This window comes from Nonomuraea sp. CA-143628, assembly GCF_050942315.1.
GTDB lineage: Bacteria > Actinomycetota > Actinomycetes > Streptosporangiales > Streptosporangiaceae > Nonomuraea.
In genome coordinates this window covers 3,122,570-3,134,934 of the sequence record NZ_CP192072.1, presented here as the reverse complement: position 1 = coordinate 3,134,934, position 12,365 = coordinate 3,122,570, and the positions used below count along the sequence as shown (strand labels likewise).

Here is a 12,365-nt window from a genome sequence, read left to right as displayed (position 1 = left end):
TCAGGACGGGTAACGGTGGCCCAGCTCCGTCAGCGTGGCCAGCATCAGCCCGCGCAGCAGCTCGCCCGCCACCTTCTCGTGCTCGCCCTCCACCGGCAGCCCTTCGGTCACCCGAGTCAGGTAGTTCTCCCGCTCCCCCGGGTCGGTGTAGGGCTGCGCCGTCATCCCCACCACGACCGTCGCCCGGGTGCCGCCCCTGGGAAGCACGGCCACGGCATGGGTGCGCAGGCAGCTCTCGTCCGGCGCGCCGTACCAGCCGCACTTGATCCCGGCCTCCGGCGAGCTGAGCGCCTCGCGGGCGCCGAACGCCTGCTGGCCCGAGACCTGGCGCATCCAGTCGAGGACCGTGCCCGCCACCGGGTCGCCGGCGGCGGCGGTCTGGGCGAGCGCCGCGTAGGCGGTGGCGACCTCGTCGGCCGCCACCTCGACCGAGCCGAAGCGCGACGGATCCCCGTTGGGCGGCGCCCAGACGACGCCCGTGCGCTGGTAGATGTCGTCCAGGATGACCCGCGGCCCGACCGCGAGCCAGAGGTTGAGCGTGTCGGCGTTGGACGAGACGACCACCGCCGGCTCCGCGTGGCGACGCCAGCGCTCGGCGTCGGGGATGTGCGCGGCCGCCACCCACGCGTACAGCGGCTTGAGCAGCGAGGCGCAGCGCAGCCGGGCCAGGCCGGAGCGGACGCTCACCGCGCGGGCGGGCGGGCCGCCATAGCCGCGCCTGATGCCCGCCGCCTGAGCGCTGGCTCCTTCCTGGAGGTCGCGCAACAGCTCGTCAAAGGCCACGGGTCCAACCGTAGCCGTAGGAGGGGCTCTGCCAGCGCCCTTCGTGCCACTCCGCGCCCGGCGGGTCGCCGGATCAGGGCCCGCGCCACCACCAGGCCACCACGATCGCGACGAGCACCAGAGCCGGGACGCCGAGCGACACGAGCAGCCGCCTGCCCTTGGCGACCTCCGTGTCCGTCGCGAAGGCCGCCACGGCACCCGCCAACGCGAACGCCACCGCCGACATCACCACGTGGGCGAACCTGGACGACGAGGACGGAAGCACCTCACCCGCCACCCTGATCACCATCAGCATGGCGGCCGTCACAAAGGCGACGCGGAAGCCTGGGCGTACCTCCACCCGGTTGAGCACCACGGCCGACAGGGCGAACGTGCCCACGGTGATCACCAGGAGGGTGCCCAGCGCCGGAGGCAGGCAGTTCCACGCCTCACAGCCGACGGCCGTCCATCCGATACGGGCGGTGGCCCACCAGAGAACGCCCAGGGCCGCGTAGACCGCCGCCGCCCTGGCCGCCCGTTGCTTCGGCATCCCTACATACTGGCCGATGCTCTGCGAAAGCGCCGATGCCCAACATGCTGCCCCATGCTCTACATGACCGCCGATGCCCTACACGCTGGCCGACCGGAGACGGGCCGCGCGCTCGTCGTCGGCCGCCGCCTCGGCCGGGTGGCCGAGGGCCCGATGGACCACGGCGCGGTTGTCGTAGAGGGTCGGCTGCTGGGGTTCGAGCGTGATGGCCTGCGTCAGGTCGGCCAGCGCGCCCACCCAGTCCCCCGACTCGTACCGCAGCACGCCGCGGTTGCCCCAGGCCGACGCCAGCTCGGGAGCCGCGCCAACCGCCAGGTCCAGCGCCCGGCGGGCCTCGCCCAACCGGCCGGCCGCGGTCTCCAGCTGGCCCAGCACGACCAGCAGGTACGGGTTGCCCGGCGACTGACCGAGCCCGACCGTCACATCGGCCCTGGCCTCCTCGTCCCGCTCCAGCATGGCCAGCAGGCCCGCCCGGTTGATGTAGGCGTCGAGGTAGTCCGGGTCCAGCTCGATCACCCGGCCGAGGTCCATGAGGGCGCCGTCGAGGTCGTCGCGTACGACGCGCAGCTCGGCCCGGTTGTAGTACGCCTCGGGCAGCGGCGGCCCGGCCCGCATCGCCCACTCGTAGTCGGCCAGCGCCTCCTCGTGCCGCCCGAGCCGGAAGAGCAGGTTGCCCCGGTCGAGGTAGTAGTCGGGGAACATCGGGTCGATCGCGATGGCCGCCCCGTACTCCTCCAGCGCCTCCTTGACCCGCCCGAGCGAGGCCAGCAGCTGGGCGCGGTTGGCCAGCAGCACCATCCGGTGCACCGGGTGCCGCTCACCCAGCTCGCGGGCCAGGTCGAGGGCGGAGTCCACCAGCGAGAGCGCGGCCTCGGGACGGCCCTGGCGCAGCTCGATCAGCGCGAGCCCGTTGCGGTCGAAGCCGAGTTTGAAGGCGCGTTCCATGGGGTCGGGCAGCAGGCTGGAGATGGCTATCGCCTGGTTGATCCAGCCCGTGGCCCGGCCCAGGTCGCGCTGGGCGGCGTCAGGGTGGCGGGCGTCGAGCATGGCGGTGCCGTACGCGCTGGCGGAGTGGACGGCGGGGTCCTGGCTGGAGCGGCGGGCGGCCTCCCACAGCACGCGGGCCTCGAGCGTCTGGCCGAGCGCGCCGAGCGCGGTCGCGGTGCGCTGCGCGAAGAGCCACCACCGGTGGCTGCCGGGCTCGGTGCGCGTGAGGCCGAGCTGGCCCAGCTCGACCAGCGCGTGCAGGAAGCCCTCCCTCGTGCAGCGGTCGACGAGCTCCCACAGCTCCTCGGCATCGCGCGAATCCTCGGGAGGCTCCGGCCCGCCGGAGTAGACCATGATCGTCAGGATGTCCGGCGGGATCCTGCGCATCAGCACGTCGAGCAGTTCGGCGTCGGTGGGATCGGCCGCGTCGGCGTTGCACACCGCCAGCGTGCGGCCGGGCGGCACCACCGCGCGGACGAACTCCGCGATCCCGTTGGCCAGCCGCAGTGAGCGGCGCGGCGCGGGCACCAGAATGCGCTCGTCTTCGGACAGCCCCGCGTCCAGGGCCATCCTGCGGAGGGGCACCCGGTCGCACAGACCGGGTGCCACTGCTCGGATCTCGATGTCATGGGCCGCCACGAGCTCCTTGGAGCTGTCCAAGGCGGCGGGGACCAGGTGGTGCAGCAGCGCGGATCCGACGGTGTAGGGGCCCAGGGGCCGTCTGTGCCCGTCGATCACCGGCATCAGCAGGTGTACGGCCTCCCATCGGTCGGGCGGGGCCCCCTGAGCCCTGAGATGGGATCTCCCCTCGATCACCCCTTATGTATGACGCTGGAGGTCCCGGCGAGCCTCGCGGTGCCAGGCTTGCGGACGACGATGCGCTTCATGATGAACCTCTCCACTTTTAGGTTGATTCACCACTATCGGACACTTCAGCGAATATCAAGATTTCTGGCGAATAAGTGAGCAGTCAATCAATAAGAACCTCTGGTTTTTTGACGGTGATTAGTGGCCTATTGGGACCGAAACCAGCGGGAGATTGACACCGACCTCTTCTGTCCAGATTCCTCGACCAACGCGCACAAACAACGGCCGACGAGCCCATCCGACGGGCAGCCGTCGTGGGAAAGGTTCTTCGCTCGGACGATGTTGGTGGCCTGCTCGATCAACCGATCGAGACTGGGCTCCCTCGCCCCCTTGTGCGCGTCGTTCCACGGGCACGCCTCGGGGCGCGCACAGGCGGTCTTGGCGGGGTATGACACGGCGCGCCGCTCCAGCTTCAGCGGATCGTCCCGCTTGATCTTCAGGTCGGCCAGCACCCTCCTGGCCCTCCTGGTCACCACGACCAGGGCCCGGTCACCCACCTCTCGCGGCGAGCCCCTGCCGGGCACGGCCAGCAGCATCGCGGCCGCCATCAGCCCGCCGCCCACGATCATGCTCAGGCCCACCTGCTCGTGGAACCAGATCACCGCGATCGCCGTCACCCAGAGTGGCTGGGACGACATCAACACGGCGCTGGGGATGGCCGGCACGTGCGCCTGACCGTACGAGCGGGCCAGGAAGCCCAGAGCGCACGAGACGACGGAGAGGTGGGCGAGTATCCCCCAGTCGGACAGGGTGGCCGGCACCGCGAACCCGTCGCGCACGGCCAGCACACCGGCCATGGCGCCGATCGTGGCGAGCTGGATGACGGTGAGCGCGTAGGCGTCGAAGACCTTCTCGCCGCCCGAGAGCCGGGAGAGCAACAGCGTGTGACCGGAGTAGAGAGCGGCGGCACCGAGCGTCACCCCGAGAGCGAGCAAGGAGATCTCCCGGTCCTCCGTGCCGCGCATCAACGTGAATACCGTCATGCCGGCCAAGGCGAGTCCCACGCCCACCCAGACCCGGCAGAGCACCTTGGCCCGGAACACCACCAGGGCCAGGATCGGGGTGATGACCACGTTGCACCCGACGGCGAACCCCGAGACCGCCGACGGGAGACTGTCGAGCGCGATGGCCTGGGCGCACTGCCCGACGCCGAACATGACCCCCAGGATGACCCCGTTGACCCAGGTCCCCCGCGGCAGGCGCCGGAGGCTGCGCGGCCGGAGCAGGAGGAGGGTGAGCGCCGCGAGGAGATAGCGCTCGGCGAGCAGGTCCTCGACGGGTAACCGGAGGATGAGATCTTTCATCAGCGGGAACGCCGACCCCCAGGCGGCGCTGACGAACAACAGGAGCACGGCTCCCAGGAGGGGCCGGGGAGCGGGCACAACGGCCATGCCAAAAAGCATCTCACTACAATCAGCAGCCATCGGTGTACAGGCAGCAGCCGGTGATGTTCCTCTACCACCGAGAGGAACGAGCCTCACCCGCGGGTGCGTACATCCCTATCCGCAGGAGTCCCTGGGGCACCATTTCCGTCACATCCGCTCGCCCGGAACGGCCGCGCGACTACGGAGTGTGCCTGCCCGCGCACTTCGGCCCGGGCAGGCACAGGGTTATGGCACTACGATTCGAGCGCGTCGGCCGACTCGGCGACCCGCTGGAGGTCGCCCTCCTCCGGCACAAGGCTCTTCTCGCCATAGACGACGACGAGGTCGCCGACCTGCCGCCGGGCGATCTCCCGCCAGCCATGGCGCTCGTACAGCGCCAGGGCGGCCCCCTGGTTGAGCGTCGTGTCTCCGCGAACGTGGTGGAATCCCAGCTCCACCGCCCGTTTCTCCAAGGCTCCCAGCATGGTGGCGCCGAACCCGCGCCGCTGGAAGCCCGGATGGACCCGCAGCCGGCACACCTCGGCCGTCTGCGAGTCGATGGGTCTCAGGCCGCCCATGGCCACGACCCGCGAGCCGAGCTCGCCGACGAGGAAGTCACCGCCGCACGCCAGGTAGAGCTCCTGGATGCGGGGGAAGTCGTCGTCGTAGTAAACACCGTCGCCCGGCGCCAGACCCACCTCGGCGAGGGAGATCCGGTGCAGGGCGAGGATGGTGTCGAGGTCAGACCAACGATAACGTCGGATCTTCAGCTTCATGCACTCCCTTCCCCGGTGGCCAGCTCAGAAGGACGCAGTTCCTCGAAGAACGCGGCCAGGTCGGGATGATTCGCGTCGCGCGCCCTGATCGCCTGTGCGAGCGCGACAGCCGGGCGCATGATGAAATCGGTGCGGTATTCGGGGCCGAGCAGGCGCATCGCCGCCCTGCCCATGACGATGGCCTCATCGACGTCCCCCTCGATCAGGCGGCACTGTGCGCGATCCAGCCTGATCAGCGTCTGGTCGATGATGTGATCCTGATATTTGTCGAGTGCCTGGTCGAGCACCACCTCGGCTTCGAGGGTCTGTCCGAGCTTCGTGAGCACGTCGCCCTGGTAGAAGTAGAGCTGCCGTTCGGTGTAACCGAAGGCCATGTCCTCACGCTCGTGCGATTTCATGTGCGAGAAAGCGTTCCTGGCCCGCGCCAGAGCGCGTTTGGCCTGGTCGACGACCTCCTTCTTACTGTCGACGCCCGAGATCATCGCCAGCGCGCGGGCCTCGACGACCGGCGCCATGGCCTGCGCGGCGCACGGTGTCTGGCCGGCCAGGTCGCGGCTCTTCTTGGCCAGGTTAAGCGCCTCGCGGGCGTCGCCGTAGTAGAGCGGGACGAGCGCCTCGCGGGCCGTCACCCAGGCGCGCAGCGCGCGGTCGCCGGTCTCGTCGGCGGCCGTGCGGCCGGTGCGGAAGAAGGAGCGGGCCAGCCGGTGGTCGCCTAGGTTGATCATGATCATGCCGCTCAGCCCGGACAGCTGCGCGGCCATGCGGCACAGGCGCTCCTGCAGGTCGATGGGCTGGCGGCAGGACATGGCGCTGTGGACGGCGCTGAGTTCGAGCAGCACGTCGCACAGCAGCCGCAGTGGCGCGGTGGTGGTGTATTGGCGCCCGAAGGCCAGCGTGGCCTCCTCCCACTGGTCGAGCATGGCGGGAGAGACGGTGGCCGACACCAGCATGGCGTCCATACGCCGCCTGATGCCCTCGCAGGCGCCCAGCACCGGGCCCTCGAACTGGCCTGCCTGGGGGCCCTTGGACAGCATGTTCAGGAGCGTGCGGCGCAGGATGTTCTCGTCCTCCTCGTCGGAGGGGGCCGGCGTCGTCTTCTCCGGCGGCACCAGCAGCTCGCGCTGCGGGCTCGCGGCGGGGAGCCGCTCCTTGACGTCGGCGGCGACCACCCCGGGCATCCGGTGGCCGTGGCCGCAGATGCACGGGCCCTCATAGCCGAGGGCGCCCGGCTCGACCCGGTAGACCGTGCAGAGGTAGTGGAGATATTCGGGGCCCGGCCGTTTGAGCCCGCTCTCGTAGGCGGACAGCAGGGTTTCGCCGATGCCGGGCTGGGTCTTGCCGTCGCGCTCGAACAGGGCCCTGACCTGCTCGATGACGTCGGCCAGGGCGATGCCGTGCGAGAGGCGATGTCCCTTGATCCTGGTCGTGCCGAACTGGGGTCCACAGTGCTCGTGGATCTCCTCAGCGATCTGAGCGGAGGTGCGCCCGGCCGCGAGCCCTCTGGCCCGGATCCGCCGCGCCATCTCCGTCTCTCTGTGCTGCCTGCCGGACATCCCGGCCCCTCTCACGCAAGTCCCGCCGGTCCGAAACTGCTAACTGAGCGTAGCGTTAAGGTCGCGCTGCGCCTACCAATGACTATGGCGCATTGATGAAGGGTTGGAAACGCCTTCTTGGAGGTTCCGGTTAAGGATCGTCCTCCGGCGGACTGTTTCTTATCACCCATGAGTGAGAACCGGCGCCCCGTGAGCAGAAACCTCGCGTTGCGCAGTCCGTTGACTTGAGTCATCTTTGGCCCACCAGCAACGATTCAAGGGAGGGACGAAAGGTGGGGGACGACAACTTCGGGCACCTGGAGCGTTTGGTGTCGGAACTCGACGCTCGTGGATTGCTCGCACGAGTGGTTCGGACCCAGAACGGGCGGGTGTTCGTCCGGGTGATCAACCCGAACGCGACCAGCCTGACCGAGAGCGTCACCTGCCGGCCCACTGCGGTCGCCGAGTTTCCGGACTGGTGGTACTGCTGGTCCTGGGGTGAGCGCATGCATACGGCCGATGACCCGGCTGGTGCGGCGACCAAGGTCGCACGCGTGCTCGCCGCCGTGGGGGAATGATGACGCGGTGGTCCGGGTGGAGCGCAGCCACCACGGCTCACCGCATCCATGGCGGCTTCTCGGAGCCGGCGGGGTGGTCGGTGCGGAGGGTCTCCTGCACACCGCAGGGGCTCTGGCCATCCCGCCGGTTCCGCTTCTCGCGGGACTCGTGCTTGTACGGCCAGCCAGCCGTACACAGGAGATGCCCTCCAGGTCCGCCTGGAGGGTGTTCGGGGGACCCCTCCCGGAAACGGCTTGGGACATGCTTCCGGGTGTGTGTCCCAGCCGAGCCGTACGTCACCGGAGCGTCAGGCCTCGCCCTCCGCGGCCCAAGGGGCCTGATGTCCCCGTCTTCCCCGGCGTGATGTGACTGCGGCCGGTTCGGTCGGCGGTATCTTTTTGAGCGTTCCGCTCGAAAAGTCCGTCGACCGAACCGCTTCCGGAAGGGGACCCAACCAGTGTTCCTGCTGGCAACGCCTACCACTCCTCCACCGAGTCCCCTGGACCCGTTGAAGATGATCAGCGATGTGGGTGAGGTCTGTGGGCAGGACAAGGTCATCTGCGGGTTCCTGCAAACCTTGATCCCGGTGGATTTCCTCGCCCCGCTCATCGCCACGCTCATCACGGTCATCCTGATCCTGATGCTCGCCCTCGTCGTGCGGAACATCGCCAAGCGCCTGATCACCCGGGTGGTCAGCCGCGCCGCCACCGGCGGCTCGATCACCGGCCGGTTCCGAAGGTCCGGCGCCGCGACCGAGGGCATCGACGCCCTGCTCCACGAGCGCCGCAAGCAACGCGCCGAGACGATGGGCTCGGTGCTCCAGCACATCGCCTCGATCGTCATCATGGGCACCGCCGTGCTGACCGTGCTCGACCGGCTGACGATCCCCATCGCTCCCCTGCTCACCAGCGTCGGCATCCTCGGCGTGGCGATCGGCTTCGGCGCGCAGGAGCTGGTCAAGGACTTCATCGCGGGCATGTTCATGCTGCTGGAGGACCAGTACGGCGTGGGCGACGTGATCGACGCGGGCGCCGCGGTCGGCACCGTCGAGGCGGTCACCCTGCGCGTCACCAGGCTGCGTGACGCCGACGGCCGCGTCTGGTACGTCCGCAACGGCACCATCACCCGGGTCGGCAACGAGTCGCAGGGCTGGTCGCGGGCCTACCTCGACGTCCCCGTCGCCTGGAACACCGACGTCACCACGGTCCGGGCCATCCTGGAGCATGTGGCCGAGGAGATCTGGGCCGACACCGACTTCCGCGAGACGCTCATCGTGGAGGAGCCCTCCGTGTTCGGCGTGGAGCAGCTGTCCGACAGCTCGGTGGTGTTCCGGATCTCCGCCAAGACGCTGCCGTCCAAGCAGGCGCAGGTCGCGCGGGAGCTCAGGCTCCAGGTCAAGTCCGCGCTCGACGCCGCGGGCATCCCCATGGTCGCCACCGCATAGGCTTGTACGGTGACTGAAACCTCCTTTTACGAGGCCGTCGGCGGCGAGGAGACCTTCCGGCGACTCGTACACCGCTTCTATGAGGGGATCGCGCAGGATCCGCTGCTGCTCCCGCTCTACCCCGAGGAAGACCTCACCGGGGCCGAAGACCGGTTGCGGGGGTTCCTCATCCAATACTGGGGTGGCCCCACCACCTACAGCCAGGAGCGCGGGCACCCGCGGCTGCGGATGCGGCACAACCCGTTCGTCATCGGCGAGGCCGAGCGCGACGCCTGGCTGCGGCACATGCGTGACGCGGTCGAGTCGCTGGAGCTGCCGCAGGAGCAGGAGACCAAGCTCTGGGACTACCTGGTCTACGCGGCGCACAGCATGGTGAACTCTCCGACATAGCGGGCATGACCGCCCCATGGACATCCCCTGGTGGCGTGATGCCGTCGTCTACGAGATTTATGTCCGCAGCTTCGCCGACGCCTCAGGAGACGGCGTCGGCGATCTGGCCGGAGTGCGCGAACGGCTGCCGTACCTGGCGGAGCTCGGGGTCGACGCGATCTGGCTGACCCCCTTCTATCCCTCGCCGATGGCCGACGGCGGCTACGACGTGGCCGACTACCGCGGCGTCGACCCGCTGTTCGGGACGCTGGACGACTTCGAGTCGCTGGTCGCCGACGCGCACCGGCTCGGGCTGAGGGTCCTCGTGGACGTCGTGCCCAACCACAGCTCCTCGGAGCACCCCTGGTTCCAGGCCGCGCTGCGCGGCGAGCACCGCGACCGCTACCTCTTCCGTGCCGAGCCGAACAACTGGCAGTCCACCTTCGGCGGCCCGGCCTGGACGAGGCTGCCGGACGGGCAGTATTACCTGCATCTGTTCGCCCCCGCCCAGCCGGACTTCAACTGGCGCAACCCAGAGATCCACCGGGAGTTCCTCGACATCCTGCGGTTCTGGCTCGACCGGGGCGTCGACGGGTTCCGCATCGACGTGGCGATGGGCCTGTACAAGGCGTGGGGGCTGCCCGACATCCAGGACCAGTCGTTCAAATCGGTCTCCCCGATCTGGGGCCAGCCGGAGGTGCACGAGGTCTACCGGTCCTGGCGCAAGCTGCTCGACGGCTATCCCGGCGAGCGCATGGCGGTGGGCGAGGTGTGGACGGACAGCTCCGAGGATCTGGCGCTCTACGTGCGCCCCGACGAGTTGCAGCAGAGCTTCAACTTCGCCTGGCTGCAGGCGCCCTGGTCACCGACCGCGTTCAAGAAGGTCATCGACGACACGCTGGCCGCGGTCCCGTTCGCCACGTGGGTGCTGTCCAACCACGATGTCGTACGGCACCGCACCCGCTACGACACCGCCGATCCGGGCACGGGTCTGATGCGGGCCAAGGCGGCGTTGCTCACGATGCTGGCCCTCCCCGGGTCGGCATATCTCTACCAGGGGGAGGAACTTGGACTCCCTGAGGTGGAGGATCTTCCCCCGGAGGCGCGGCAGGACCCGGTCTTCATCCAGTCGAAGGGCGAACTGGTCGGCCGCGACGGCTGCCGGGTGCCGCTGCCGTGGTCGGCCGACGGCGGGTCGTACGGGTTCTCCCCCGACGGGGTGGCGCCGTGGCTGCCGCAGCCGGCCGCGTTCGGGGCGTTCAACGCGGCCTCCCAGGCCGCCGATCCGGGATCGACGCTGTCCTTCTACCGCCGGGCCCTGGCCTGCCGCCGCGAGCTGGTGGGATCGCTGCCCTACACGCTGGAGTGGCTGGACTCCCCCGAAGGCGCGCTCTTCTTCACCCGCGGATCCTTGATCTGCGCACTCAACTGCGGCACCGAGCCGGTGCGGCTGCCGTCGCACAACGAGGTCCTGCTGCCCAGCGGGCCGCTCGACGGCGACCTGCTGCCGCCCGACACCGCCGTCTGGCTGCGTACGTCATCCTGAGCAGGCGTGCTTCATCCTGACGGCCGGAACTGGTGGCGTCCGTCAGGATGACGGCTGGGTCGCCTCCGGCTCCGCGGTGGCGTGCCGCTCGCCACGGGTGGGGATGACGGGCAGCGAGATCAGCGCGCACGCCAGTCCCGCCGCGAACCCGGCCCAGTAGCCCGTGGCCGTGATCAGCAGTCCGGCCAGCGGCGTGACGCCCAGGGACACGACGTTCTGGATGGTGTTGTGGGTGCCCAGCACCCGCCCCGCCCATCCGGGGCCGGCGAGCTCGCCCGCCGAGAGGTAGGCGAGCCCGTTCCCCGCCACGGTGATCACCGCGGCCAGCGCCAGCATGGCCGGGCCGAGCCACGACTCGGTGACCGCGCCCAGCACGAGCAGGGCCAGCACGGCCAGCGAGCCGAACGTCAGCAGCCGCAGCGGCGCCATCCGCAGGCCGCTCCGGTCGGACCAGCGGCCGACCGCGATGCGCACCGCCGCGCCGCCGATCGCCGCCACGCCGAAGAGCTGCCCCGCCCGTACGCCGTCCCAGCCGTAGACGCCGACCAGGCAGGCCACGCCGTACGTGCTGACGACGATCTGGGGCACCACGTGCAGCGCGCTGGTCGCGTGCACCCGCCAGAGCGCGGGCTGCCGGTACGGCGAGGCGGCCGGTGCCGTACGCGCGCCCGAGATCGCGTGCGGCGGCTCGGCCAGGAAGAGGGCGGCCAGGACGGCGGCGAGCAGGCTGACTCCGGCGCAGACGATGAACACCCCCGAGATGCCGTGGGCCCGCGCGATCGGCGGCAGGACGAACGCGGCGACGGCCATGCCGAGGGTGTAGGAGACCTGGCGCAGGCCCATCGCGACGCCGCGCTCCGGCGGCTCGAACCAGCGCAGCACGATCCGGCCGCCGCCGACCATGGCCGCCGACCCCATGGCCCCGGCCAGGGCGAGCAGCGGGACCACCGCCCAGATCTCGGTCACGAAGGCCAGAGCCGCGAACAGTACGGCGGCCAGCCCGACGCCGACGCCGAGCACCAGCCGCTCGCCCCGCCGGTCGGCCAGCATGCCCCAGGCGACCAGGGACAGCAGGATGCCGAAGCCGGGAGCGTTGCCGATGACCCCGGCGACCGGCAGCGAGACACCGAAATATCGCTGGATATCCGGCATGACGAGCGGCAGGCCGAACAGCCCCAGCGTGACGCAGGCGTGCGCGTTGACCCCCAGACCGAGCATCAGCCAGCGCTTCATGCCGACATGAACCGCCGCAGGTAGCCGAGTTCGTCGGAGGTGAGCCTGCGCGGCGCGGCACGTTCGACGTCGTAGGCGACGATCACCGAGGTGGCCCGGACGAACAGCTCCTCGTCGTCGCGGATCTCGTACTCCAGCGTGAACCGGACCGGCCTGATCTCGGTCACCCAGGTCTCCACCCGGACCGGCTCGGGCCGGAAGCCGAGCGGGCGCAGGTAGTCGATCTCGTGCCGGGAGACGACGAGCCCTTTGAAGGGGGCGTCACCCGACTTGTACGGATCGATGTGGAGCATCCCCAGCCGGGCGTCCTCCAGATAGTCGAAGAAGCGGACGTTGTTCACATGCCCAAGTGAGTCGATGTCCGCAAATCTCACCAT

At 69.8% G+C, this 12,365-nt stretch carries 12 protein-coding genes; 4 read left to right on the top strand and 8 right to left on the bottom strand.

Annotated elements, in window-relative coordinates:
* The 6 genes from ACQP2T_RS14675 to ACQP2T_RS14650 form a co-directional block, all read right to left on the bottom strand.
* Positions 1-783: a hypothetical protein gene (locus ACQP2T_RS14675; protein WP_433516702.1), complete on the bottom strand. Its 783-nt coding sequence runs from the start codon at positions 781-783 to the stop codon at positions 1-3.
* Between the two features lie 73 nt (positions 784-856).
* Positions 857-1,312 (bottom strand): hypothetical protein, encoded by a 456-nt coding sequence (locus ACQP2T_RS14670; RefSeq protein WP_433516701.1) that lies wholly within the window; start codon positions 1,310-1,312, stop codon positions 857-859.
* A gap of 78 nt (positions 1,313-1,390) precedes the next feature.
* Complete coding sequence (locus ACQP2T_RS14665) at positions 1,391-3,115, bottom strand: tetratricopeptide repeat protein (protein ID WP_433516700.1); 1,725 nt, start codon at positions 3,113-3,115, stop codon at positions 1,391-1,393.
* Between the two features lie 197 nt (positions 3,116-3,312).
* Positions 3,313-4,557 carry a DMT family transporter gene (locus tag ACQP2T_RS14660; protein WP_433516699.1) on the bottom strand — a complete coding sequence of 415 codons (1,245 nt, stop codon included), beginning with the start codon at positions 4,555-4,557 and terminating at the stop codon, positions 3,313-3,315.
* 227 nt (positions 4,558-4,784) lie between these two features.
* On the bottom strand, positions 4,785-5,306 hold the full coding sequence (locus ACQP2T_RS14655; protein ID WP_433516698.1) for a GNAT family N-acetyltransferase: 522 nt from the start codon (positions 5,304-5,306) through the stop codon (positions 4,785-4,787).
* On the bottom strand, positions 5,303-6,829 hold the full coding sequence (locus ACQP2T_RS14650) for an XRE family transcriptional regulator (protein WP_433516697.1): 1,527 nt from the start codon (positions 6,827-6,829) through the stop codon (positions 5,303-5,305). Before ACQP2T_RS14650 ends, ACQP2T_RS14655 begins: the two co-directional genes overlap by 4 nt.
* 302 nt (positions 6,830-7,131) lie before the next feature.
* Here ACQP2T_RS14650 and ACQP2T_RS14645 point away from each other — a divergent pair, with 302 nt between their 5' ends.
* The 4 genes from ACQP2T_RS14645 (at position 7,132) to ACQP2T_RS14630 (ending at position 10,755) form a co-directional block, all read left to right on the top strand.
* Positions 7,132-7,416, top strand: coding sequence for a hypothetical protein (locus ACQP2T_RS14645; RefSeq protein WP_433516696.1), 285 nt, complete (start codon positions 7,132-7,134; stop codon positions 7,414-7,416).
* A 494-nt stretch (positions 7,417-7,910) separates the two neighbouring features.
* The gene (locus ACQP2T_RS14640) at positions 7,911-8,840 is read left to right on the top strand and encodes a mechanosensitive ion channel family protein (protein WP_433516695.1); all 930 of its coding nucleotides are present in this window, start codon (positions 7,911-7,913) and stop codon (positions 8,838-8,840) included.
* 9 nt (positions 8,841-8,849) lie between these two features.
* Entirely contained in the window at positions 8,850-9,230 is a 381-nt protein-coding gene (locus ACQP2T_RS14635; protein WP_357953563.1) for a globin, read from the top strand.
* A gap of 16 nt (positions 9,231-9,246) precedes the next feature.
* A complete protein-coding gene (locus ACQP2T_RS14630) occupies positions 9,247-10,755 on the top strand; it encodes a glycoside hydrolase family 13 protein (protein WP_433516694.1) in 1,509 nt (502 codons plus the stop codon).
* Between the two features lie 42 nt (positions 10,756-10,797).
* On the opposite strand, the gene ACQP2T_RS14625 is transcribed toward ACQP2T_RS14630, so the two are convergent.
* A complete protein-coding gene (locus tag ACQP2T_RS14625; RefSeq protein WP_433516693.1) occupies positions 10,798-11,988 on the bottom strand; it encodes an MFS transporter in 1,191 nt (396 codons plus the stop codon).
* The gene (locus ACQP2T_RS14620; RefSeq protein WP_433516692.1) at positions 11,985-12,365 is read right to left on the bottom strand and encodes an acyl-CoA thioesterase; all 381 of its coding nucleotides are present in this window, start codon (positions 12,363-12,365) and stop codon (positions 11,985-11,987) included. Before ACQP2T_RS14620 ends, ACQP2T_RS14625 begins: the two co-directional genes overlap by 4 nt.

Bases quoted from the DNA above. Each gene is read 5' to 3' on its own strand.
- ACQP2T_RS14620 (WP_433516692.1), bottom strand. From the start codon at position 12,365: ATGGTGAGATTTGCGGACATCGACTCACTTGGGCATGTGAACAACGTC.
- ACQP2T_RS14630 (WP_433516694.1), top strand. From the start codon at position 9,247: ATGGACATCCCCTGGTGGCGTGATGCCGTCGTCTACGAGATTTATGTC.
- ACQP2T_RS14650 (WP_433516697.1), bottom strand. From the start codon at position 6,829: ATGGCGCGGCGGATCCGGGCCAGAGGGCTCGCGGCCGGGCGCACCTCC.
- ACQP2T_RS14660 (WP_433516699.1), bottom strand. From the start codon at position 4,557: ATGGCCGTTGTGCCCGCTCCCCGGCCCCTCCTGGGAGCCGTGCTCCTG.
- ACQP2T_RS14670 (WP_433516701.1), bottom strand. From the start codon at position 1,312: ATGCCGAAGCAACGGGCGGCCAGGGCGGCGGCGGTCTACGCGGCCCTG.
- ACQP2T_RS14640 (WP_433516695.1), top strand. From the start codon at position 7,911: ATGATCAGCGATGTGGGTGAGGTCTGTGGGCAGGACAAGGTCATCTGC.
- ACQP2T_RS14655 (WP_433516698.1), bottom strand. From the start codon at position 5,306: ATGAAGCTGAAGATCCGACGTTATCGTTGGTCTGACCTCGACACCATC.
- ACQP2T_RS14625 (WP_433516693.1), bottom strand. From the start codon at position 11,988: ATGAAGCGCTGGCTGATGCTCGGTCTGGGGGTCAACGCGCACGCCTGC.